General features: G+C 67.1%; 24 protein-coding genes and 1 pseudogene. 12 read left to right on the forward strand and 13 right to left on the reverse strand.

Going from position 1 to position 23,042, the window contains the following annotated elements:
• Window positions 1-68 precede the first annotated feature (68 nt).
• Window positions 69-758 (forward strand): annotated as a pseudogene (locus A5706_RS17195) (cytochrome P450); the annotation flags it as partial.
• A gap of 458 nt (window positions 759-1,216) precedes the next feature.
• Here the strand turns inward: A5706_RS17195 and A5706_RS17200 are convergent.
• On the reverse strand, window positions 1,217-1,585 hold the full coding sequence (locus tag A5706_RS17200; protein ID WP_068132742.1) for a hypothetical protein: 369 nt from the start codon (window positions 1,583-1,585) through the stop codon (window positions 1,217-1,219).
• 52 nt (window positions 1,586-1,637) lie between these two features.
• Window positions 1,638-2,075: a hypothetical protein gene (locus tag A5706_RS17205; RefSeq protein ID WP_068132748.1), complete on the reverse strand. Its 438-nt coding sequence runs from the start codon at window positions 2,073-2,075 to the stop codon at window positions 1,638-1,640.
• A gap of 121 nt (window positions 2,076-2,196) precedes the next feature.
• On the opposite strand from A5706_RS17205, the gene A5706_RS17210 reads away from it, so the two are divergent.
• The gene (locus A5706_RS17210) at window positions 2,197-2,526 is read left to right on the forward strand and encodes a hypothetical protein (protein ID WP_068132751.1); all 330 of its coding nucleotides are present in this window, start codon (window positions 2,197-2,199) and stop codon (window positions 2,524-2,526) included.
• A gap of 104 nt (window positions 2,527-2,630) precedes the next feature.
• Window positions 2,631-3,026 (forward strand): hypothetical protein, encoded by a 396-nt coding sequence (locus A5706_RS17215; protein WP_068132958.1) that lies wholly within the window; start codon window positions 2,631-2,633, stop codon window positions 3,024-3,026.
• On the opposite strand, the gene A5706_RS17220 is transcribed toward A5706_RS17215, so the two are convergent.
• Window positions 3,017-4,099 (reverse strand): ATP-dependent DNA ligase, encoded by a 1,083-nt coding sequence (locus tag A5706_RS17220; protein ID WP_068132754.1) that lies wholly within the window; start codon window positions 4,097-4,099, stop codon window positions 3,017-3,019. The genes A5706_RS17215 and A5706_RS17220 overlap by 10 nt on opposite strands.
• An 11-nt stretch (window positions 4,100-4,110) precedes the next feature.
• Between A5706_RS17220 and ligD the strand changes: the two genes are divergently transcribed.
• Both ligD and A5706_RS17230 read left to right on the forward strand, forming a co-directional pair.
• Window positions 4,111-5,148, forward strand: a complete 1,038-nt coding sequence (ligD, locus tag A5706_RS17225; RefSeq protein WP_068132756.1) for a non-homologous end-joining DNA ligase — start codon at window positions 4,111-4,113, stop codon at window positions 5,146-5,148.
• Window positions 5,149-5,257: 109 nt separating this feature from the next.
• On the forward strand, window positions 5,258-5,716 hold the full coding sequence (locus tag A5706_RS17230) for a universal stress protein (protein ID WP_068132758.1): 459 nt from the start codon (window positions 5,258-5,260) through the stop codon (window positions 5,714-5,716).
• Window positions 5,717-5,817: 101 nt separating this feature from the next.
• Here A5706_RS17230 and A5706_RS34800 read toward each other — a convergent pair whose 3' ends face one another.
• Window positions 5,818-5,952, reverse strand: coding sequence for a hypothetical protein (locus tag A5706_RS34800; protein ID WP_255406319.1), 135 nt, complete (start codon window positions 5,950-5,952; stop codon window positions 5,818-5,820).
• A gap of 241 nt (window positions 5,953-6,193) precedes the next feature.
• Between A5706_RS34800 and A5706_RS17235 the strand changes: the two genes are divergently transcribed.
• Window positions 6,194-9,367, forward strand: a complete 3,174-nt coding sequence (locus tag A5706_RS17235) for an adenylate/guanylate cyclase domain-containing protein (RefSeq protein WP_068132760.1) — start codon at window positions 6,194-6,196, stop codon at window positions 9,365-9,367.
• Between the two features lie 37 nt (window positions 9,368-9,404).
• On the opposite strand, the gene A5706_RS17240 is transcribed toward A5706_RS17235, so the two are convergent.
• On the reverse strand, window positions 9,405-9,656 hold the full coding sequence (locus tag A5706_RS17240; protein ID WP_068132762.1) for an antitoxin: 252 nt from the start codon (window positions 9,654-9,656) through the stop codon (window positions 9,405-9,407).
• Window positions 9,657-9,787: 131 nt separating this feature from the next.
• The gene (locus A5706_RS17245) at window positions 9,788-11,215 is read right to left on the reverse strand and encodes a flotillin family protein (protein ID WP_068132764.1); all 1,428 of its coding nucleotides are present in this window, start codon (window positions 11,213-11,215) and stop codon (window positions 9,788-9,790) included.
• A 254-nt stretch (window positions 11,216-11,469) separates the two neighbouring features.
• Here A5706_RS17245 and A5706_RS17250 point away from each other — a divergent pair, with 254 nt between their 5' ends.
• Window positions 11,470-12,477, forward strand: a complete 1,008-nt coding sequence (locus A5706_RS17250) for an ABC transporter ATP-binding protein (protein WP_068132767.1) — start codon at window positions 11,470-11,472, stop codon at window positions 12,475-12,477.
• Window positions 12,478-12,490: 13 nt separating this feature from the next.
• Here A5706_RS17250 and A5706_RS17255 read toward each other — a convergent pair whose 3' ends face one another.
• The 5 genes from A5706_RS17255 to A5706_RS17275 form a co-directional block, all read right to left on the reverse strand.
• Window positions 12,491-13,291, reverse strand: coding sequence for a rhomboid-like protein (locus tag A5706_RS17255; protein ID WP_231985337.1), 801 nt, complete (start codon window positions 13,289-13,291; stop codon window positions 12,491-12,493).
• A 2-nt stretch (window positions 13,292-13,293) separates the two neighbouring features.
• Window positions 13,294-14,604, reverse strand: coding sequence for a hypothetical protein (locus A5706_RS17260; RefSeq protein ID WP_068132770.1), 1,311 nt, complete (start codon window positions 14,602-14,604; stop codon window positions 13,294-13,296).
• A gap of 112 nt (window positions 14,605-14,716) precedes the next feature.
• Entirely contained in the window at window positions 14,717-15,481 is a 765-nt protein-coding gene (locus A5706_RS17265) for an SDR family NAD(P)-dependent oxidoreductase (protein ID WP_068132771.1), read from the reverse strand.
• A 29-nt stretch (window positions 15,482-15,510) separates the two neighbouring features.
• Window positions 15,511-16,455, reverse strand: coding sequence for an NmrA family NAD(P)-binding protein (locus A5706_RS17270; RefSeq protein ID WP_068132774.1), 945 nt, complete (start codon window positions 16,453-16,455; stop codon window positions 15,511-15,513).
• A gap of 10 nt (window positions 16,456-16,465) precedes the next feature.
• On the reverse strand, window positions 16,466-17,020 hold the full coding sequence (locus tag A5706_RS17275) for a PaaI family thioesterase (RefSeq protein ID WP_068132775.1): 555 nt from the start codon (window positions 17,018-17,020) through the stop codon (window positions 16,466-16,468).
• Window positions 17,021-17,114: 94 nt separating this feature from the next.
• On the opposite strand from A5706_RS17275, the gene A5706_RS17280 reads away from it, so the two are divergent.
• The 3 genes from A5706_RS17280 (at window position 17,115) to A5706_RS17290 (ending at window position 19,827) form a co-directional block, all read left to right on the forward strand.
• Entirely contained in the window at window positions 17,115-17,702 is a 588-nt protein-coding gene (locus tag A5706_RS17280) for a TetR/AcrR family transcriptional regulator (RefSeq protein ID WP_068132778.1), read from the forward strand.
• 78 nt (window positions 17,703-17,780) lie between these two features.
• The gene (locus A5706_RS17285) at window positions 17,781-18,614 is read left to right on the forward strand and encodes a mycofactocin-coupled SDR family oxidoreductase (protein ID WP_068132781.1); all 834 of its coding nucleotides are present in this window, start codon (window positions 17,781-17,783) and stop codon (window positions 18,612-18,614) included.
• 10 nt (window positions 18,615-18,624) lie between these two features.
• Entirely contained in the window at window positions 18,625-19,827 is a 1,203-nt protein-coding gene (locus tag A5706_RS17290) for a cytochrome P450 (RefSeq protein WP_068132783.1), read from the forward strand.
• Window position 19,828: 1 nt separating this feature from the next.
• On the opposite strand, the gene A5706_RS17295 is transcribed toward A5706_RS17290, so the two are convergent.
• Window positions 19,829-20,383 carry a TetR/AcrR family transcriptional regulator gene (locus A5706_RS17295; protein WP_068132786.1) on the reverse strand — a complete coding sequence of 185 codons (555 nt, stop codon included), beginning with the start codon at window positions 20,381-20,383 and terminating at the stop codon, window positions 19,829-19,831.
• 171 nt (window positions 20,384-20,554) lie between these two features.
• On the opposite strand from A5706_RS17295, the gene A5706_RS17300 reads away from it, so the two are divergent.
• Both A5706_RS17300 and A5706_RS17305 read left to right on the forward strand, forming a co-directional pair.
• On the forward strand, window positions 20,555-21,259 hold the full coding sequence (locus A5706_RS17300; RefSeq protein ID WP_068132788.1) for an SDR family NAD(P)-dependent oxidoreductase: 705 nt from the start codon (window positions 20,555-20,557) through the stop codon (window positions 21,257-21,259).
• 12 nt (window positions 21,260-21,271) lie between these two features.
• Complete coding sequence (locus tag A5706_RS17305; protein WP_068132792.1) at window positions 21,272-21,658, forward strand: PPOX class F420-dependent oxidoreductase; 387 nt, start codon at window positions 21,272-21,274, stop codon at window positions 21,656-21,658.
• Window positions 21,659-21,861: 203 nt separating this feature from the next.
• Here A5706_RS17305 and A5706_RS17310 read toward each other — a convergent pair whose 3' ends face one another.
• Window positions 21,862-23,031: a zinc-binding dehydrogenase gene (locus A5706_RS17310; protein ID WP_068132796.1), complete on the reverse strand. Its 1,170-nt coding sequence runs from the start codon at window positions 23,029-23,031 to the stop codon at window positions 21,862-21,864.
• Window positions 23,032-23,042: the final 11 nt, after the last annotated feature.

Raw genomic sequence — 23,042 nt, forward strand, 5'->3', positions numbered from 1 at the left:
CGCCGAGCAACCGGCAGATCACCGCCACGGGCAGCGGATGAGCGAAATCCTCGACGACGTCGAACTCGCCCTTCTCGACGATCACCGGCGTGCCGCCCGATGTCATGGACGAGCGGATGCAGGCGGTGCGGCGGCTGCGCGATTATCTCCACGAGTTGATCGAGCGCCGCCGGTCGGAGCCGGGCGACGACCTGCTGTCGGGCCTGATCGCGGTGGAAGAGTCCGGCGATCAGCTGACCGAGGAAGAGATCGTCTCCACTTGTAACCTGCTGCTGATCGCGGGGCATGAGACCACGGTGAACCTGATCGGCAACGCCATCCTGGCCATGCTGCGCAACCGCGTGCACTGGTCGGCCCTGGGCGCCGACCCGGGTCGGGCGCCGGCGATCGTCGAGGAGACCCTGCGTTACGACCCGCCGGTGCAACTGGCCGGGCGAGTCGCCTTGGCGGACATGACGATCGGCGACGTCGACGTGCCGGCGGGCGACATCATGATGGTCCTGCTGGCCGCGGCCCAGCGTGACCCCGCCGAGTTCGACCGGCCCGACACGTTCGACCCCGACCGAGGGACCGTGCGGCACTTGGGTTTTGGTCGCGGAATTCACTACTGCCTGGGCGCGCCCCTGGCGCGGCTGGAAGCCGGCACAGCCCTGTCGGCCGTGACCGCCCGCTTCCCGAACGCCCGGCTGGCCGGCGAGCCGCAATACAAGGCGAATGTCACCCTGCGTGGTTTGTCGGAGCTGGCGGTCGTCCTCTAACTGGTTGACTGCTGGTCCACGGCGCTCGGACGTCGAGTGTGAATTGTGGGCATCGTGCGTGAATTCTGGGCGGCCAGACCGCCGAAATCCCGCCCTGAGCTCAGGCGGTAAACCGTCATTGCACACTGAAAGCCTGAACGCCGCCCTCTAGGGGCGAACGCTCACATGATGCGCTGGCGGAAGGCCTCGTCGTGAATCCCGCTGTGCGGGAACGGCCGTGCCTGGTGCGCGGGAGGTTCGCCGCGGCCCAGCCGATCGTTTTCGGTTCCGTGAGGTGTCAGCTGGCGTGCCGTTAGGCAAATGACCATGATTGCCTGGGTGGCCCAGCAATACCAAGTCATTGACGTGCTTCGTGTACTAGCATGCCATCACCGTACGAAAGTGCTGTTGCCGCAACGCTGCCCACGATGATCGACTTGCTACAACCTGCTCACTGGCAACCGTCGCGGCCAGTGAGATCAGCCGCGTTCCCAGGGCGCGGTCTCGTCCATCTTCTTGTAGTACTTCGCCAGGTGACTCTTGACGCGGTCGATGTCGGCCTTGGGCAGGTCGATGCCGCCACGTGCGCCGTCCATGATCGCGCCGGCGATCATCACTCCCCGCGGCACCGCCTTGAGCTCGCCGCCGATCACATCGGCGAACAGCAACTTGTACGCGGTGAAGTTGTCCTTCTTGTCGCTGTCGTACCAGATGTGGGCGTCCCGGTATTTCTGGTTCGGCTTGTCCTCGGCGCCGGCCCACTTGCGGACGCGCTTGTCGGCGGCATCCCCGTCCCATTTGCGGTCCCGGTCGGCCAACGGCAGGTCCTTGAACGCTGTTACTGACATTCTTTTCGCGTGCCCGCTGCCGGGCCGGGATAAACGCCGCTCAGGCCTCGGGTTACGTGCCTTCCCCGTCGTCGCCCCCCGGAGTTGCCTCGACCAAGGAAATCGATACCGGGATTGGTGTGGCCAACTCGACTTTTCCCTGCGGGTCGTAATAGGCGCCGATTGTGTACTCGCCCACCGACTCGACGGAAATGACGAGGTCCTGGGTAAAGCACCGATACTTGGACGAGTTATCGCCATCGTCCGGCCAGTGCCACTTCCCCTCCAGGCTGCCGCGGGGCGTCCCGCCGGGATCTTTGCACACGACATGTAGTTCCGGGTCGTAGTCACCGCCGCAGCGTGCGTGCACCACCAGCACGACCGGAACCTTTGCCGTCAAAGGGATTTGCGGAACCTGAAAGCCCGTCGTGGGGATGCGGGTGGCGTAGATCGCGCCGGTGTCGTCGAGCGCGGCGGTGCCGGCCACGAAAAGCGCGGCGATATTGAGCATCACGACAGCTTAGTGGGCGTCCCGCAGCCGAATTCGGGGGTTTGCATTCGGTGCGTTAGTCGCAAGAATTTCGCAAGTGGGCGGCGATAGGTTACGGCCCACAGCGGCGAAAGGAACCCCGATGAATAGCACCCGCGTCCTGAAATCGATCATTGCCGCGGCGCTGCTATCCGGTGCGACGGCGGCCGGCGGAGTTGCGCTGGGAGCAGGCACCGCCCACGCCGACGGCCCACACCGCTGGTGCCCGGGGGATCCCAAGAACATGCCCTACGTGGTCAATAGCCTGATCGACTGGGACTGGAACGTCTGCCATACCTGGTACCCGACCAATTACGGGATGGGAAACGTGACCAGCCAGGGCCGGCCCATGTCGATTTGGGACGGAGATAACCCGCCGCCGGAGGCGATCACGCCCCGGGGATGTCCACCGATCGCGTTCATGTGCCCGTAGCCGAAATTGGGACCGGTAGCGGCGCCGGCGATGTCGACTTTGTTCAGTGCAGCGGCCCACCCGGGCCTCGATCGGAAAGGACAACGATGAACAACGTTCGTTCCATGACAGGGCGAATCGCGCGGCTGGCAACCACCGCGGTGGTGGCCGCCGGTCTCGGCGTTGCCGGCCTGGGCCTGACCGTGGGAACCGCGTCGGCCCATCCCGGTCCCGCGCCGTTGAACGCGTGGCCCGGTTGCCCGGAGGATCACCCGCAGGGGCCGTGCCGCTGGTGCCCGGGGCAACCGCTGCCGCCGACCGGCAACCACGTCACCAACCCGGTGATCTGGGACAACAACATCTGCCACACGTACTACTACGTGTACTTCGGGCAGGGGAACGTCGCCCAAAACATCTGGGACGGAGACAATCCGCCGCCGCCGCCCCCGCCGGCACCACCGGGCCTGATCAACAGGGACAACTGCCAGCAGATCCTCGGGATGTTCTGCCCTCACGCGTGATCGGATGCCGGCCCCAGGCCGGGGACGATGTCGCCGAGGCGGAAGGTGACCGGCTGTTCGAGTTGCGCGTAGGTGCATGAGCGCGGGTCGCGGTCGGGGCGCCACCGGCTGAACTGGGCGGTGTGCCGGAACCGCGGGCCTTCCATGTGGTCGTAGCGGACCTCGACCACCCGCTCGGGCCGTAGCGGCACGAACGAGAGGTCCTTGCCGGCGTTCCAACGCGAGAATTCGTTCTTGCGCGGGGTACGTTCGCCGGCTTCGTGCGCAGCCCAGTTCCACGGGTGACCGTCGAAAGTGGTTACCAGCGGCTGCAATGCGGCGAACAGCCGCCGCCGTTCGGCCATCGGGAAGGCGCCGATCACACCGACCGACGCCAGCTGGCCGTCGTCCGTGTACAGCCCGAGCAGCAGCGAGCCGATCGCGTCACCGCCGGACTTGTGCACCCGGTAGCCGGCGACCACGCAGTCGGCGGTCCGTTCGTGTTTGACCTTGAACATGACGCGCTTGTCCGGCTGATACGTGATGCCCAGCGGCTTGGCGATGACCCCGTCGAGGCCGGCGCCCTCGAACTCCTCGAACCATCGTTGCGCGGTTTCCATGTCGGTGGTGGCCGGCGTGACGTGGATCGACGGCCCGGAATCGGCCAGGGCGTCGACGAGGGCCGCGCGCCGCTCGCTGAACGGGCGCCGGGTGTAGTCGTCGTCGCCCAGGGCGAGCAGGTCGAATGCGATGAAGGAAGCCGGCGTCTTCTCGGCGAGCATCCGCACCCGCGAGTCGGCCGGGTGGATCCGCTGTTGCAGCGCTTCGAAGTCCAGGCCGTGGTCGGTGGCGACGACGATCTCGCCGTCGATCACGCAGCGCTGCGGCAGCTCGGCCCGCACCGCCGCGACCAGCTCAGGGAAATACCGGGTCATCGGGCGCTCGTTGCGGCTGCCAAGCTCGACTTCGTCGCCGTCGCGGAAGCAGATGGACCGGAATCCGTCCCATTTGGGTTCATATGACGCGTCCGGCGGCATCGAGTGCACCGGCTTGGCGAGCATCGGCGACACCGGCGGCATGACGGGTAGGTCCATAAGCTGAGGATATGGCTGCTGCAGAAGAGCTCGACGTCGACGGCATCGCCGTGCGGGTGACCAACCCCGACAAGGTGTATTTCCCCGCCCTGGGCGCTAAGGGCACCAAGGGTCGGCTCGTCGAGTACTACCGGGCGGTGGCCGGCGGTCCGATGCTGACCGCGCTGCGTGACCGGCCCACCCATCTGCAGCGCTTCCCGGACGGCATCGACGGCGAGGAGATCTACCAGAAGCGGGTGCCGCAGCATCATCCCGACTACCTGGAGACCTGCCGGGTGACCTTCCCGTCGGGGCGCACGGCGGACGCGCTGAAGGTGACGCACCCGTCGGCCATCGTGTGGGCGGCGCAGATGGGCACGGTCACGCTGCACCCGTGGCAGGTGCGCTGCCCGGACACCGACCATCCCGACGAGTTGCGTATCGACCTGGATCCGCAGCCGGGCACCGGTTTTGGGGAAGCGCGGGCGGTGGCCGTCGATGTGTTGCGGCCGCTGCTCGACGAACTCGGTCTGGTCGGTTATCCGAAGACGTCCGGGGGCCGTGGGGTGCACGTGTTCCTGCGCATCGCCACCGAGTGGGACTTCGTCGAGGTGCGCCGGGCGGGCATCGCGCTGGCCCGTGCGGTGGAGCGCCGCGCACCCGATGCGGTGACGACGTCGTGGTGGAAGGAAGAGCGTGGCGAGCGGATCTTCATCGACTTCAACCAGAACGCCCGAGACCGCACCATGGCGTCGCCGTATTCGGTGCGGCGCACGCCGATCGCGACCGTGTCGACGCCGCTGACGTGGGACGAGTTGGCCGGCGCCGATCCCGACGACTACACCATGGCGACCGTGCCCGACCTGGTGAAGAGCCGGGACGATCCGTGGGCCGCCATGGACGACGTCGCCCAGTCGATCACGCCCCTGCTCGAGCTGGCGGCGGCCGACGAGGAGCGCGGGCTGGGCGACATGCCGTATCCGCCGAATTACCCGAAGATGCCGGGGGAGCCGAAGCGTGTTCAGCCGAGCCGGGATACCGATCTGACTAGGAAAAACAAGCTGAAGTGAGTGGTCAGCCTGCTAGCGGCTTGTCCGTGTCTTTTGATTGATGGCCGTCGCCGTAAATCACGCGCGGCCCGTTACGCTTGCCCTCATCGGCCCCTACACTGGGTGGGAAATGAGCGGCTACCAGACCGTCGTGGTCGGCACCGATGGTTCCTACACGTCGATGCTTGCGGTCGACCGCGCAGCGGCGATCGCTGCGGATCAGGGCGCGAAATTGATCGTTGCTACGGCGCATGCCCCCGTCCGCGAGGAAAAGGGCCGCTACGCGATCCCGCCGGGAAGCGACCACGGCGCGGACTACCGGACGCAGCGCGAAACCCCCTTCCGCCAGATCCTGCGGGACGCCAGCGACCGGGCGTACAAAGCCGGGGCCAAGAACGTGCTGCAGGAGGCGATCGTCGGCCATCCGGTCGACGCGCTCGTAAATCTGGCCGAGAAGGTCCATGCCGACCTACTGGTCGTCGGCAACGTCGGGCTCAGCAGGGTCGCCGGGCGGTTGCTGGGAGCAGTCCCATCCGAAGTCTCCCGCAGGGCCAAGACCGACGTGCTGATCGTCCACACCACCGACTAAGGGCGTCTCTGGGCCCGTAGCGAACTCAGGCACAAGCCACCGATCTCACCAAATGGGTGATCGCCGCCAGTGGGTAATGACGACGGTTTGCGTGCTCGTGGTCAGGCTTGTACGAGCAGGCTGATCGCAAGTCGGTCTACGGCTTGGTCGATCCGGTCTTGGCTTTGTAGCTCTATGGCGACGAACGCGCGAGTCAGCTGATAGTCGATCCGGTCGGGCGTGGCATGGACGTTCATTTCAAGGCTCCGATCTTGTCGCGTCCTTTGTCGGAATGAACGGTTAATGCTTTCGAATCGATCTCCGCCCAACCGGCGTTCACGAGAGATCATGATCACACCGGGCTCCGAAGCGTCCGGACGAGCCGCGATACGGAACACAAGGAAAACGAGCGAGTTTTAAGTTGCGGGGTCGCCAGCCGCACAGTCCCCCTTATCCTGGGAGGGCCATGAAACTCGGGGGCGGATTGGCGGAGGTCGTATGACGGCCGTGCTGGCCTGCCGCGCATGCGGCACCGAATCCCTCCCGAATGCGCGGTTTTGTCATGGATGTGGCGCACCGGTTGGCGCGCCCGCCGCACCGGCGGAGTACAAGCAGGTGACGGTGCTGTTCGCCGACGTGGTCAGATCGATGGACATCGCCTCTGCCGTCGGGGCGGAGCGGTTGCGCGAGATCATGGCGGAATTGGTCAACCGGGCGGCAAATGTGGTGCGGCGGTACGACGGAACGGTGGACAAGTTCACCGGCGACGGCATCATGGCCGTCTTCGGCGCGCCAATAGCGTTGGAAGACCATGCCTTAAGGGCATGCCTTGCGTCATTGGAAATCCACGACGAACTCGCAGGGTTGGTAGCCGAGGTCCGCCACCGAGACGGTGTCGACCTAGCATTGCGCATCGGGCTCAATTCGGGTCAGGTGATCGCCGGCGAAGTCGGCTCGCTTACCTTGGGCTACACCACAATTGGCGAGCAGGTGGGGCTAGCGCAGCGGATGGAGTCGGTCGCTCCGCCCGGCGGGGTAATGCTTAGCCCGTCAACCGCCCGGCTGGTAGCCGGCGCAGCTGCCCTTGGCGAACCGGAGATGGTTCGGATCAAGGGTGACGACGAACCGGTGGCCGCCTATTGTCTGCTGGGCGTAGGCGAACCCCAGCGTGGCGTCGGGCGTGCCGACTCGGCTCTGGTCGGTCGACGCTGGGAAATAGCCGCGATCGAGGGCCTGCTGGAGCGTGCGATCGACGGTCACGGCGCGGTGGTCGGCCTGGTCGGTTCAGCGGGCATTGGCAAGAGCCGCATGGTCCGCGAGGTTGCCGCGATGGCCGCCGCCAGGGGTGTCGACGTGTTCAGCGCCTACTGCGAATCACACACCAGCGACATCCCTTTCCGCGTCGTTGCGCGGCTGCTGCGGGCGGCCAGCGGCGTGGGTGACCTGGACGGCGCGGCGGCCCGTACGCAGGTCCGGACGCGGGCACTTGGAGCCGACCCCGAGGACTTAGTGCTTTTCGATGACCTGCTCGGCATCGCCGATCCCGGCATGGAAGCGCCGAAGATCGATCCGGACGCGCGGCGGCGGCGGTTGGCTGCGCTGATCAAGTCGGTATCGCTGGCCCGCGAAGCCCCGGCGGTCTATGTAGTCGAGGACGTGCACTGGATCGACGAAGTCAGCGAATCCATGCTGGCCGAGTTCCTCATGGTGGTCCCGCAGACGTCGTCGCTGGTGCTGGTCACCTACCGTCCCGAATACCGGGGCGCACTTGGCCGGACCGCCGGGGCTCAGACCATCGCCCTTGCGCCGCTGAGTGATTCAGAAACCACGGCCCTCGTCGCGGAGCGGCTGGGTTCGGACCCTTCGGTTGATGCGCTGCGCGAGAAGATCGCCGCAACCGCCGCCGGTAATCCGTTCTTCGCCGAGGAGATCGTGCGGGAGCTGGCCGAGCGTGGCGCGCTACGCGGCGAACGCGGCGCATACATGTCGGTGGCAGACGTCGGCGAGGTAAGCGTGCCCGCCACGCTGCAGGCGACGATCGCCGCGCGCATCGACCGCCTCGACCCGAAAGCCAAGCGCACGCTGAGCGCAGCGGCGGTCATCGGCTCGAGGTTCGGCCTCGACTTGCTGGAAATGCTGGGCATCGATCCGCTCCTAGACGATCTCGTCGATGCCGAGCTAGTTGATCAGGTGAGGTTCATTCGACAACGGGAATATGTGTTTCACCACCCGATGATCTGGACGGTGGCCTACGCGTCGCAGCTCAAGTCTGATCGCGCCGAGCTGCACCGGCGCGTCGCGGCCGCCATCGAGTCACGTGACCCGGCGGCGGCGGACGACAACGCCGCGGTGATCGCCGAGCACCTGGTGGCGGGCGGTGACTTGCAGGCCGCCTATGGCTGGCACCTTCGCGCCGCGGCGTGGGCGACCACCCGTGACATAACGGCGGCGCGGTTGAGTTGGGAGCGGGCCCGAATGATCGCCGATGCATTGCCCGACGATGATCCCAACCGGCTAGGCATGCGCATCGCCCCGCGGACCATGTTGTGCGCGACCGCCTGGCGAGTTCACGAAAGGGTTGCCGACGATCGCTTCAACGAACTGCGGGAGCTGTGCACAGCCGCAGGGGACAAGGCCTCGCAAGCGATTGCCATGGTGGGGCTGGTGGCCGAGCGCGCATTCAAGGACCGCGTAGCAGAGGCGTCGGAGATGGCGACTGAAGCCATGGTCCTGATCGAGGCGATCGGCGACCAGGAGTTGACGGTGGGTCTGTCGTGCATGCCCATCTTTGCCAAGACGGAAAGCGCCGAGTATTGGGACGTGTTGCGGTGGTCGCAAAGGGTAATCGACCTGGCCGACGATGACCCGTCGAAAGGCAGCTTGATCGTCGGATCCCCGTTAGCGGTTGCCCTCGCGCAGCGCGCTGATGCCCGCTATTCCCTGGGCCGCCCCGGTTGGCGTGACGACGTGGAGCGGGCCCTGGCCATGGCCCGAAGCGCCGACCCGATTTCCTATACGACGGTCGTGAGTTACATCTACTCCGGGGGAATACCCGGCGGGGTGCTCGTTGCCGACGATCGCGCGGTGCGCGAAAGCGAAGATGCCTTAAGGATCGCCGAACGATCCGGCGACGATTTCGCATTGGCCTCCGCCCGGATGACTCTGGGTCTCGCGCTGGTGCACCGCCAACCGGCAGTCGATCGCGACCGGGGACAGCAGCTGCTGGCCGAGGTCCGCGAAATGTACGAACGCTGGCAACTGCACCTCTGCGACCTGCCGACCGTCAACGTGTACTTGGCGCGTGAGATGTTTCGGTCCGGGGATCGCGGCGAAGCGATACAGCTCATGCGCGCCGGCGCCGACGATTTGTTCCGCGAAGGTCGGCTGCTGGGCTGGGGCATGACCGCCACGGGTGTTCTGGTGAACGCGTTGCTGGAACGCGGCGGCGACGGTGACGTGTCCGAGGCCGCGGCCGCGATCGAGCGGTTGGCAGCGGCCCCGGCCGACGACGGCTTAGTGGCGCGCGACATCTGGCTGCTGCGACTGCGGGCGCTATTGGCGCACGCGCATGGCGATACCGCTGCCTATCGAGACTTCCTAGATCGTTATCGAGACATGGCGAAAACGCTTGGTTTCGAAGGCCATATCGCCTGGGCGGAGGCGATGGCTTGACCGCGGGTATACAGCAAGACGTTGGCGTCGACGATCCTCATGCGCCGCGGCGCTGGCGCCGGATCAGTTCTTCGTCTTCGAGTTCGCCGGCGATCTGCAGGGCTCGGTCCAGGTTCACCGGCACGCCCAAATCAGCTGTTCGCGTTTCGAAAACCGCGGGAGCCGGTCGGTGTTGCGCACCCTGCCGGATGGCGTCATTGAGCGCCTGCTTGAACGAGATGTGGCGCTCCCGCATCAGGCGTCTGATGACCACGAGCGTGTCGTCGTCGAGGGTCACCGTGGTCCGCATGACGACAGCATAGGGTTCAAACTTGCTGATGCCATGCTGTCAGCTCACCGCTCGCCGTCGGCGTCCGCTAGTTGAGCCGGCAAGATCCGCGCTGACAAGGGTGCGGCGCGCCAGACCTGAACGCCGCGGCCCTAGTTCGTGACGTGGTCGTTCTTCACCGCGTTCTCGACGTCGAGCAGCGTCTGCGAGATGTCGGCGCTGCGGTTGGGTGTCGCGGCGCTGTCGGCGGCTCCGTGCGGCTTGGGCGCGAACATGCTGGTGACCATCTGATAGATCGGGCCAAGGGCGCCAACCAGTTCCGCCAGCCCCGCACCACCGTTGAGGATGTTCAGGTTCGAGTTCTGCAGCCCGAGGCCCTGAGCCAACTCACGGGCGATGGCCGGCATGACCTCGACCCGCTTGGCCTCGATCTGGGCGTTGTTGTTGGCGGCCAGTGCCTCGGCCTTCTTCAGCGCGCCCGCAGCCTCGGCCAGTTCGTAGGCTTCCTTTGCGGCGGCCTCGGCTTCACCCTCGGCACGGCGGGCGGCGGCATTGGCTTCACCGGCTGCGCGGGTGGCCTCGGCCTTGAACGCGGCCGCATCACGCTGCGCCTCGGCGTCGAGTTTGACCTTGGACGCGGCGGCCTGGGCCTGCTTCACCTCGCGGGTAGCGGCAGCCTCGGCCTCGAACCCGGCGCGTTTGGCGGCGGCCTCCGCCGCACTGGTCTGCGCGTCGGCTTCGATGCGCACCCGCCGGGCTTGGGCTTCGGCGGGCTTGATCTGCTCCGCAACCAACTCGCGCTCACGCAGCGCGGCATTGGTGTCCGCCACCGCCTGCCGGCGCTCCAGTACCTGGCGCTCCACATCGGCCTCGGCCAACTGGCCGGCCGCGTTGGCCTCGGCGTTGGCTTTGTCCACCTCGGCTTTGATCGCGGCCTGCTTGAGCTGGGTCTCGCGGATCTGGTCGTTCTTCTTGCGCTCCGCTTCCTGGCGCGCCTGGGCCGATTCCTGATCGGCGCGAGCTGCAGCAATGGCGGCCTCCTTGGCGGCCTCGGCAAGGTGCGGCGCGGCGAGGTTGTCCAGATAGCCGGACCCGGCGTCGTCGAAGTGCTCGATCTGCAGGGAGTCAACCGTGAGTCCGAGCTTGCTCATCTCGAACTGCGACTGCTTGAGGATCTCCTCGGCCAACGCGTCGCGGTTGCGGTGGATGTCGACGACCTTCATGGCCCCGACGATGGAGCGCAGGTGCCCGGCGAAAATGTTGCGGGTCATGTCCTCCATTTCGCCCTTTCGCTGCTCACCCAGGAAGCGCTGAGCCGCGGCGTTGACGGAGGGAATGTCGCCCTGGACCTTGAAAGCCACGACCGCCTTCAGGTTGAGCAGGATCCCCTCGGTGCTGCGGCAGGTCTCCTCGATCTCCACCTTGTGCAGGTCGAGACCCAAAAATCGCACCTTGCGGAATCCGGGCATCACCCAGGCGCCGTGACCGATCACCACCTTGAATTGCGCGCCTTCGGTTTTTTGCTTTCCACCGGAAATCAGCATGGCCTGATCGGGACTCGGCACTCGGTAACCGAGCATTTTTGTTCTCCTTCGTTGTAGCCGTTTTCGTTGTCTTCCTTCGCCTTCGGCGAAGTGGTCTGTGATCGGTCGCGATGGCCGACAATGCCGATTCTGCGGGGAAGTTCTTGCGAAATCCTTGTGTTCGCGGGCCCGTAATCGCCACCTCATTCCGGCGAATTCTCAGCACCGGATGGTTGCGCGGCGGTTAAACGGTTATCCCGCTCCAATGGCCATCGAAGGCGGTGGTCGGTCAATCGGTGGGGAGCACGCACATGGGCATCGGAATTTCGGTCGCGGGGCTGGCCAAGTCGTTCGGGCCCTCGCGAGTCTGGGAAGACGTCACGATGGACATCCCGCCGGGTGAGGTCAGCGGGCTGATAGGGCCATCCGGAACCGGCAAGTCGGTGTTCTTGAAATCCCTGATCGGGCTGCTGCTACCAGAGCGCGGCTCGATCGTCATCGACGGTCAGGACATCATCAAGAGCACGGCGAAGGAGCTTTACGACATTCGCAGGCTGTTCGGCGTCATGTTTCAGGACGGCGCGCTGTTCGGCTCCATGAACTTGTACGACAACACTGCGTTTCCGCTGCGCGAGCACACCAAGAAGAAGGAGAGCGAGATCCGTGACATCGTCATGGAGAAGCTCCAATTGGTGGGCCTGGGTGGCGACGAGCACAAGATGCCCGGCGAGATCTCCGGGGGAATGAAGAAGCGCGCCGGGCTGGCCCGCTCGCTGGTGCTCGACCCACAGATCATCCTGTGCGACGAGCCGGACTCCGGACTGGACCCCGTGCGTACTGCCTACCTGTGCCAGCTGCTCATCGACATCAATGCGCAGACCGACGCGACCATCCTGATCGTGACGCACAACATCAACGTTGCCCGCACCGTGCCCGACAACATCGGCATGCTGTTTCGCCGCAGGCTGGTGATGTTCGGTCCGCGCGAGGTGTTGCTGACCAGCGACGAGCCGGTGGTGGGGCAGTTCCTCAACGGGCGTCGCATCGGCCCGATCGGGATGTCGGAGGAGAAGGACGAGTCGACGATGGCCGAAGAGCAGGCCATGGTCGACGCCGGTCAGCACGCCGGCGGTGTCGAGGACATCGAGGGGGTGCCACCGCAGGTCGTCGCCACTCCCGGCATGCCGGTGCGCAAGGCCGTCGAGCGCCGCAGGGCGCGGGTGCGCGAGCTGCTGCACACGCTGCCGCCCAAGGCGCAACAGGCGATTCGGGACGACCTGGAGAGCGACACCGCACCGGTTGGCGCACAGCGGCGCTGACGATCCCGGACGACTACGCGGGCGAGGGCTGCGGCCGCGATACCCGGCCGATCAGTACACCGATGAGCGCCGCCGCCAATCCGGCGGCCGTCGCTGCCGCCGACGATGCCGAGAGCACGAAGTAGCCGAAAGCGACGCCGCCGCACAGCAAAACGAGGCGCGGCGGCGTCCAGGCGGCCGCCGCGGGCAGCCGGTAGGACAAACCGATGCCGAGCAGCAGGGCCAGGACATGTCCGACGGCGGTGAAGTCGGCTCCGATGGCCGCCACCGTCACCGCGATGCCGAGCCACCACCCGATCCATGCCGGCTGCCAGCGTGGCGGAATCGATGCCGTCAGCGCGCCGAGGACGCAAACCGCGCCGTAGCTGACTCCGACGTCGCTCGCCCGCGCGATGGAGAACGGCAGCCAGCCCGCCTCGACCGCGACGACCAGACCGGCGGCCACCAGCAGCGTGGCACCGATATGGCCGATCGCGAATGCGATGATCAAACCCCTGCTGCGCCAAATCAATTCGCCCAAAGCCAGCAGGCACACGAGTCCGGGCAGGCACGCGCAGATCTGGCCGCCGTCGTCGACGAACGCGCTGCCGACGAGCGTGCTGAGTCGGCCGTGGGCCAGATTGTGCAGGTTGGTGCTCATGCGACTCACCGCGACCTCGCGGGCGTGCGGACCGAGCGCGCTCAACAGGAGCGACACCGCCACCAGGGCGGTGGCGTACGCCGCCGTGATACGCACTGAAGCCGCACGGGATAGAGTCCGCGCGGTCATCGTGGCCCAACGCTGGGCGTTGTCGCGAACGGCGATGGTGGACATGGTCATTCGCCCTGTCCCGAATGTCCCGACCAGCCCCGGTCCCGCGCGAGCAGGTCCGCGATGGTTTCGCGGCGGACCAGTTCACGCGCCTCGCCCGCGGCGACCGCGACCAGCGGTGGGCGTCCGACGACGCTGCAGCTCGATCCCATCGAGTAGTGGTAGGCGCCGGTGCAGGCCACCGCCAGCAGATCGCCGGGATGGATGTCGGCGGGCAGCTCGACGTCGCGGGCGATCTCGTCCCCGGCCTCGCAGTGCCGGCCGACCACCGTGACCGGCGCGGTGGCCGTCGCCGCGTGCCGGTTTGCCAGTGCCACCGTGTATTTCGCGCCGGCGGGCGCCGTCCGCGGGTTGTCGCTCTTGCCGCCGTCGACCGCGACGACCGTGTGCCCGTCGGGCCGGCGCTTGACGGCGACCACCCGGTAAAGCGTGATCCCGGCGCGGGCCGCGATCGCCCGGCCCGGCCCGATCACGATCCGGGGTCGCGGGTAATCGTGCTGAGCACAGGCGTATTGGAGCGCGGCGTCGACGACCGCCCCTAATGCCCGCGGGTTGAGCTCGGGGTCGCCGCCGACGCTGAGCTCGGTCAGCACCACATGATGGCGATCGCGGACCTCGGCCATCAAGGCCAGCATCTGCCGGATCGCCTCGCCGTACAGCCCGACGTCGGCGAGCTGCGACCCCAGTTGGCAGTGCAGCCCGACCAGGTCCAGCCACGGCTCGCTCACGAGCCGCTTGACCGCGCCGGCGGCCTGCCCGCCCGCCAGGGCGAAGCCGAACGTCTGGTCGCCGCCTTCGACGTCGGGAATCACTCGCAGCAGCACGCGTTGGCGACGGCGCACCCGCCCGGCCAGCAGGGCGATCTCGTTCGGGGTGTCGATCACGATTCGCCCCACCCCCGCGGCGACGGCGTCGTCGAGCTCGCCCGCGCTCTTGGCGGTGCCGTTGAGCACGATGTTCGACGGCGGCACCTCCCCGGTCAGGGCGGTGGCCAGCTCGCCGCCCGAACACACCTCCACGCCCGCGCCTTCCTCGGCGGCCCACCCCGCGACGGCCGCGCTGAGCAGCGCCCTGCCCGCGTAGATCAGTTCGGCGGCGGGCAGCGCCGCGCGATAACCCTTGATTCGTGCCCGGAAGTCTTGTTCGTCGACCACGTAGGCGGGCGTGCCGAACTCGGCGGCGATGTCGATGGCGGCCACGCCGCCCACGCGCAGCCGACCCATTTCATCGACGGAGCTGCTCAGCGGCCAGATCGCGCGGTCGAGGTGGGATCTCACCTCGTGCCGCTGCGACGAAAGCAGCTCGGACAGCGTCATGCTTCCACGGTGCAGGCGTGCGGCGGGGTCCGCCGCGTTCTTAACGAACCTTTCACACGCGTGTGATTAATCTTCACGGATTCAGTACGGCGGACCGCCCCATCCGGCCCACTCAGGCGAAGTAGTCCGACGGAACGAACGGAACGTCGTCCGGCGCATCATGACGGGCGGCCAACAGCGCCCGCGCGGCGTCCCCGATCGGAATTCGCAGCGGTAGCTGCGGTTTCTCGGCGGCGTCGACCACCTCGGCGGCGACCTGCTCCGGTGTGATGATCCCGGCGCGCGCGCCGCCGCCCGCCAGGATCGCTGCATACGGGTCGTCCGGCAGCGTGTAGGTGGTCACGTCGTCGAGCGCGCCCGAGCTCACGGCACCGGGTTCGAGCAGGGCGGCCTGAACCCCGAAGGGTGCGACCTCGATGGCCAGCGCCTCGACCAAGGCCTCCAGCGCCCACTTCGTCGACGCGTACGCCGCGCCGGGTGGCAGCACGACACGGCCCATGACGCTGGACATGAACAGCAGCTTCCCGTCGCCACGCGCGCGCATCTGTGGCAAGACCGCCTGTGCGACGCGGATAGCGCCAAGGGTGTTGAGGTTGAGCAGTCGCTGCAGTTCGGCCAGCGGGGTGGCTTCCACGGACGCGTAGATGATGTCGGCGGCGTTGGAGACCAGAATGTCGACCTCCGCGGCGGCCGCGACCGCCGCCGCCACGCTGGCATCGTCGGTGACGTCGAGCGCCAACCGCTCGCTGACGTCGAGGTCCGCGAGCGCGCGGGGATCGCGGGCGGTGGCCAGGACTCGATGCCCGCGACGGGCGAACTCGACGGCCAAGGCGCGGCCGATGCCGCGGCTGGCACCGGTGATCAGAACGGACGACATGGCATGTGCTCCTTGTTAGTTGGGATGGGTTACGCCGACGCGGCGAAGCGGGGAAGGTTCTGGCGGACGAAGTCGGCGAAGGGCTTGGGCGGACGACGGAGCATCGTCGTCAGGGCCTGCGGGTCGGGTCCGATGGGAGGCTCGGTTCGTTGCGACACGGCCGCGCCGACAGTTGAAATGTGCTGTGCCATAGCGCTATTGATGGGCGAGGTGGGATCGGCCTCGCCGGCGCTCTCCAATTGACTTCGCCACTCGGCCGCGGAGATGTGCTCATAGCGCACGGAACGACCGGTTTCGGCGGCGATGATGCGTGCTATCTCCGCGTGGCTGATGACCTCGGCGGGTGGCGGATAACTGATCTGCGGTGCGGACGGTCGCGGTGCCAGGAGATGAGCAACGGTGATTTCGGCAGCGTCCTCGCCGCTGATCCACGGCGCCGGGGCCGCACCGAAGCTGTTGGCGATCAGGCCCTTCCGGATGAGGGTGTCCCCATGCAGGAGCAGGACGTTCTCGTGGAACAGGGCGGCGAACCGCAGCACCGTGGGGTTCAGACCGGCCCAACCGAACAGCTCCTCGGCGACGGCCTGGGCCTGGCCCAGTCGGCTCGGGCTGTCGACCGACGACACGACCATCGACATCACCACCAGGTGCGCCGCGGACCCGGCGTCGACCAGAGCCGACGAAAGGTTGGCGGCGGCCGAAATGACGCCTGCGGCAATGGGATAGGTGAAGTAGACGGCGCTCAGGTCTTCTACCGCGCCGACCAGTGACGCCCGGTTGTGCAGGTCACCGACGACGGTGGTGGCCCCGCGACGCCGCAGTTCGGCCGCTCGGTCGTCATCCATGCGGACCAAAGCGCGCACCGTGTGGCCGCGGCGCAGCAGGCAGTCCACCACTGTTGAACCGGTGCCGGCGTGCCTGCCGGTTGCGCCTACGACCAGGATCGGTGGCGCCTCTGACGGGGGTTGCGGCATCGGGGCCTCCTCAAGCGGCGGGTTGTCCGTTGGTGCTGAGAGTGTTTGCGCCAGTGGGTAAATCGAAGACCAGCAAAGTGCTGGTCGCGGTCGCCACCAGCCTTCCCGAGGCATCGCTGACTTCCGCCTCGGCAAATCCGATCCGCGACCCCGCTTTGACCACGGTGCCGACCGCGCGCAGCGTCCCGCTGGCCACGGTGACCGCCCTGAGGTAGTTGACCTTGATTTCGACTGACGTGTAGCCGACGCCTTCGGGCAGCGTGGTGTGCATCGCGCAGGCGGCCGCGGTGTCCAACAGGGTGCACACCGCACCGCCATGCACCACGCCCAGCGGGTTGTACATGGACGCATCCGGCGTGCAGGAGAATTCGATACGCCCGGTGCGCACATCCTCGAGCCGCATGCGCAACAGCTCGGCGATCGGTGAGGGCGGCAACTGCCCGTCGGCGACCGCCTGCCAGTACGAAAGGCCGGACATCGACGTGGCCGCGGCCTGCGTGGCGACAGGGTCACGCCAGGTGACCAGCCGCGACTGCTCCACGCCCCAACCCACTGAAGTCTTCACCCGCTGGCCTTCCGGAAACTGATCGGTTTACTCACCCGGGCTCAACCTAGCTCGGCAATTACTGCTTGTAAACCGTTCGGTGTACGATTAAGGTGTGAACGACGCCACATTCCAGACGCGCCCGGCGGGCGGCCGCGGGGCCCGCGAGCGCATCGAACGCGCCGCGGCGCGGCTCTTCTATCGCAACGGGATCCATGCGACCGGCGTCGAACTCATCGCCCAAGAGGCCAATGTCTCGAAGCGCACGCTGTATCAGCACTTCGCCAGCAAGAACGACCTCGTGGACAATTACCTGCGCGGCTACGAGGCCCGCGGCGGCTCGCCCAATGAGCGGCGGCTGGAGGACGCCACCATGTCCCCGCGGGAGCGTCTCCTGGCGATCTTCGAAATGTCGCCCCGGGAAGTATTGCGAGGCTGTCCCTTTCACAATGCGGCCGTGGAATCCGCTGGATCCCTGCCGAGCACGGACGAGATCGTGCGGGCCCACAAGCAGGCGTTCACGCGCCGCCTCGTTGCGGTGGCGCAGCAGGCGGGTGCCGCCGACCCGCACCTGCTCGGCCACCAGCTGGCCGTGCTGTTCGAGGGCGCCACCGCGATGGCCACCTCGCTGAACGACACCGCGCCCGTCGTCCACGCCCGCGCCGCCGCGACCACGCTGATCGACGCCGCCCTGCGCTCTTGACGATCCCCTCCCGGTGCTGTTAGACATGGCGTGCGCCCAAATTTGGGCGATCGCCCAAATACCGGGATCGAGGTGGCAATGGGCCGGATGGAGGGCAAGGTCGCGTTCGTGACCGGCGCCGCACGCGGACAGGGCCGCAGTCACGCGGTCCGGCTCGCGCGGGAGGGCGCCGACATCATCGCCGTCGACATCTGCCGCAAGTTCGAGGCGTCACCGGCGGACGGCGCGGCGCCCGAAGACCTCGACGAGACCGCGGGGCTGGTGAAGGACGCCGGCGGCCGCATTGTCACCGCCGTCGTCGACGTGCGCGACTTCGGCGCGCTGCGGGCCGCCGTCGACAGCGGCGTCGAACAGCTGGGGCGCCTGGACGTCATCGTCGCGAACGCCGGCATCGGCACGACGGCGGGAAAGCTGCACAAGACCGACGAGTCGCTATGGCAGGAGATGATCGACGTCAACCTCAGCGGGGTGTGGAAGACGGTGAAGGCCGGCGTTCCCCACATTCTCGACGGCGGCCGCGGCGGCTCCATCGTGCTGACGTCGTCGGTGGCCGGCAACAAGGCCTACCCGCACGTCGGCCACTACGTGGCGGCCAAGCATGGTGTGATCGGGCTGATGCGTTCGTTCGCAGTCGAATTGGGCCAGCGGATGATCAGGGTCAACGCCGTCCTGCCGACGCACGTGAATTCGCCGCTGCTGATGAACGAGGCCACCTACCGCGCCTTTCGGCCGGAGCTCGAAAACCCCGGTCCCGACGACCTGGCGCCGGTGTGCCAGAGCTTCCACTACCTGCCGATCCCCTGGGTAACCCCCGAAGACATCAGCAACGCGGTGTTGTTTTTGGCCTCCGACGAAGCGCGCTACATCACCGGCGTCGCGCTGCCGGTGGATGCCGGCAGCTGCCTGAAGTAAGGATGCATCGATGACCGTCACCAACGACACCGACGTCTATTACGACCCCTACGACACCGGCATCATCGCCGACCCGTACCCCACCTACGCGCGGCTGCGCGAAGAGGCGCCGATCTACTACAACGAGCGGTACGACTTCTGGGCGATATCAAGGCATTCCGACGTCGAACGGGCGCTGGCCAACTGGGAAACGTTCTCCAACAAGAGAAGCGACATCCTCGAGCTGATCCAGTCGAAATTCGACATGCCCGGCGGCGTCATGATGTTCCAGGATCCGCCCGAGCACACCAGGCTGCGCGGCCTGATGTCGCGGGTGTTCACGCCGCGCCGGATGGCCGAACTCGAAGACCAGATCCGGCGGTACTGCGTGCGGTGCCTGGACCCGCTCGTCGGGTCCGGCGGATTCGACATCATCGCCGAGCTCGCCTCGATGATGCCGATGCGGGTGATCGGCATGCTGCTGGGAATCCCTGAGTCCGAGCAGGTTTCGGTCCGAGACGCCAACGACGCCAACCTGCGCACCAAACCGGGCACCCCGATGAAGGTCGCCGACGCCGACTCGATCGCCGACGGGCGGATCTACGCCGACTATGTCGAATGGCGATCCAAGAACCCGTCCGACGACCTGATGACGGTGCTGCTCAACGTGGAGTTCGACGACGAGCACGGGGTGCACCGAAAGCTGACCCGCAAGGAGGTGCTGCATTACACCCAGGTGGTCGCCGGCGCCGGCAACGAAACAACCGGCCGGTTGATCGGCTGGCTGGCCAAAGTACTGGCCGAGCACCCCGACCAGCGCCGCGAGGTCTACCACGATCGCTCGCTGCTGACCCGAACCGTCGACGAGACGCTGCGCTACGAGCCCACCGGGCCCCACGTCGCGCGTTGGATGGCAAAGGATTTCGAGTGCTACGGCCGGACCGTTCCGGCCGGCAGCGCCATGCTGCTGCTGTTCGGCGCAGCCAACCGCGATCACCGCCGCTATGCCGATCCCGACACGTTCAACATCCGCCGCGACAACATCTCCCACATCACCTTCGGCAAGGGCGTGCACTATTGCCTCGGGGCGAACCTGGCGCGCCTTGAGGGCCGCGTCGCGCTGGACGAGATCCTCAACCGGTGGCCGGAGTGGGATATCGACTATGACACAGCGCAATTGGCGTCGACGTCGACGGTGCGCGGCTGGGAGCGCCTGCGGGTCGTGCTCCCGTAGGTCAGCCGCGCGGCTTCTTCGGGGTCGGCATCTCGAACCGATCCAGGAACCGGTTCACCAGCTGGACGGCCTCGTCGTGGCCGCCTTTGGTGCCGAGTGTCTGTTCGAGGATCAGGGTGCGCCCGATCGCGGCGATGACGACCGCGATGCCCGCCGGCGGGAATTCGCTTGTGTCAAGGCCGTGTTCGCGGACGACGAAGTTGAGCGCGGTGATCTGCTGCTCGCGCCACCGCTCCTGCCAGGCGGAGATCTCCGCTCGGATCTCCTTGCGATGGTTGGCAAGTCCCATGAACTCCAATAGCAGCCGCGCGTCCTTGGGTTCGATGAGCGTCTGCCAGAAGGCGTGCAGCGGCCGGTCGGAGGCCAGCGCCTCGCTCTGCCGTTCCAGGTAGGCGGCGGCCCCACGCCGGAACACGTCGAGGTACAACTCGTCCATCGTGGGGAAGTAATAGTGCACCAAGGCCGGTTTGACGCCGGCCTCGGCCGCGACCCGCCGCGACGTGGCCGCGGCGTAACCCTCGTCGACCATGATCCGGCTCGTCGCGTCGATCAGCATGTCCCGAGTTGTCGAGTCCCTGGCCATCACCGACCCTAAATTGGGCGATCGCCAAAAATCAACCGGCTCCCGTGGGGAGTGTCGGGCTCACTTGACCGACCTCGCGAAAGGGTGATAGGCAATGTCGAGCCCACGTGCTGGGCGATCGCTCAGGAAGGCGGGTGGGCGCGGGTGAAGACGGCGGTGGTGACCGGCGGTGCGTCCGGGATCGGCCGCGCGGTCGCGGAGCGGTTGCGCAGCGACGGATTCCGGGTGGCGGTCATCGATCTGTCGCCCACCGACGACGGGTTCGGTTATGTCGCCGACGTCACCGACCGCGCACAGGTCGACGCGGCGGTTGCGGCCATCCGCGAGGCGCTCGGCCCGATCCTGGTCTTGGTCAACGCGGCCGGTGTGGAGGGCTTCAAGAAGTTCCTGGACATGTCCTTCGAGGCGTGGTCGAAGGTGATCGACGTCAACCTGAACGGGGTGTTCCACACCATCCAGGCCGTGCTACCCGACATGGTCGAAGCGGGCTGGGGCCGCATCGTCAACATCTCCTCGTCGAGCACCCATTCCGGCCAGCCCTTCATGGCCCACTACGTGGCGGCCAAGTCTGCGGTCAACGGCCTGACCAAGTCGCTCGCCCTCGAATACGGTCCGAGCGGGATCACTGTCAACGCGGTGCCCCCGGGGTTCGTCGACACCCCGATGCTGCGCAGCGCCGAGCGTCGGCAGCTGCTCGGCGGCACAGTGGAGGACCACATCGCGCGCACTCCGGTGCGAAGGGTGGGCAGGCCCGAGGACATCGCGGCGGCGTGCGCGTTCTTCGTGTCCGAGGAGGCCGGCTACATCACCGGCCAGATACTCGGCGTCAACGGCGGCCGCAACACCTGATAAGGATGAGGTGTGGCTCCCAGCTTCCAGGACGTCATCGCATCCAAGTACCTGCTCCTGACCACCTTCACCAAGGACGGCCGCCCCAAGCCGGCCGCGGTCTGGGGCGTTCCCGAGGGCGGCAAGCTGCTCGTCATCACCGACGACGAGTCGTGGAAGGTCAGGCGAATCCGTAACACACCCCGGGTGACGCTCGCTCGCAGCACGGCATTGGGAAAGCCGAAGGGCGAGGCGGTCGAGGGGGTCGCCCGGGTCCTGCCGAAGTCCGAGACGCGGCGCGTCTACAACGCGGTGCTCAAGCGGTACTGGTATCACGCCTGGTGGTTCTATGCGCACTCGATCGTGCGCGGCGGCATCGACAAGGTGCACGCCGGGCTGGAGATCGAGCCGGCGTCCTAGGACGGTCCGCGGCGGCAACGGCAACACGTCACCTCAGTCACTTGAGTCCCCGCAGATTGGGGGTCGAACAGGTGCCCGCCTCAGCGCGACAATCGGGCGCCCGAGGGATTTGTCGCTCGGAGGCGGGCACGACAGGTGGCCGCTCCGCCAGGGGCCCATGGGTCAGATGTGATTGCTGGTGAATCACTCCCGCCGGGGGACCGTTATGCGCCAACCGGGGTCGCGGCGTCGCTCTTGGGGTCGATGAGGATCTTCGCGTGTGCCTCCGGATCGCCGAGCGCGTCGAACGCGGCCTCGACCCCGGGCAGCCCGACCGTCCCGGTGATCAGCGGGGCGACGTTGACTTTGCCGTCGGCGAGCATGTGCAGCGTGTCGCGGAATTCCAGCGGGGTGTAGCCGAGCACGAACCGGAGGTCGGTCTCCTTGTTGATCGCCATCGCCGGGCGGATGTGGTCGGAGCCCATGCAGACGCCGACCACAACGACGCGCGAGAACAGCGGCGCGCCCGCGATGATGCCGTCGATAATGCCCGGGACGCCGACACATTCGAAGATGATGGGGTGTTTCGGCGTTGCGGCGCCGGCGGCTTCGGCGGCGCGCCAAAAGTGCCACCAGGGCAGCCGCAGCCGTTGCAGCTTTTCGATGGTGCCGACCGCCAGATCGAACGCCTCGAGGATGCCTCGCAGGTGCTTGCTGCTCGCGTCCGTCGCGTAGGGCGAGTCCTGGGCGGGATCGACGACGATGTCGGCGCCGCAGGCGGTTGCCAGCCCGCGCCGGCCCGGCGAGAAGTCGCTGGCGACCACGGTGCGCACGCCGTGCGCCTTGAGCATGCAGATCACCGCGAGACCGATTGGCCCACAGCCGATCACGATCGCGACGTCACCCTTGCCGACCTCACCGCGCCGCACCGCGTGCCAGCCGACGGCCATGGGTTCGGTCAGGGCGGCCACCTCGGGTGCCAGCCCGTTGGGGACGGGCAACGTCAGCGACTGCTCGACGAGCAGCTGCTCGGCATAGGCGCCCGGGGCCATCGTCGAGAGCCCGATCCCGTGCACCTCCTTGCCGCGGCGCAGCAACGGCAAGGCGACGACCCGGGTGCCTGTCCGCGGGGCCTTTCGGGTGCCGGGGCCGTAATCGAGGACCTCGCCGCAGAACTCGTGGCCGAACACGACGTGCTGGTCCGATCGCATGAACGCGTCATAGCCGGATTCGGCCATCACGTCGGCGAGTTCGTCGCAGTGGTGGCGCGCATGCAGGTCGGATCCGCAGATGCCGCACCGCAGCACCTCGATCAGCAGCTGGCCCTTGCCCGGCACCGGGCTCGGCTGGTCGACGACTTCGAGCTTTGCGTTGGTGCACGTGACGCTCTTCATCTGTCGATCCT

It is taken from the genome of Mycobacterium sp. E796, from assembly GCF_001672815.1.
GTDB lineage: Bacteria > Actinomycetota > Actinomycetes > Mycobacteriales > Mycobacteriaceae > Mycobacterium.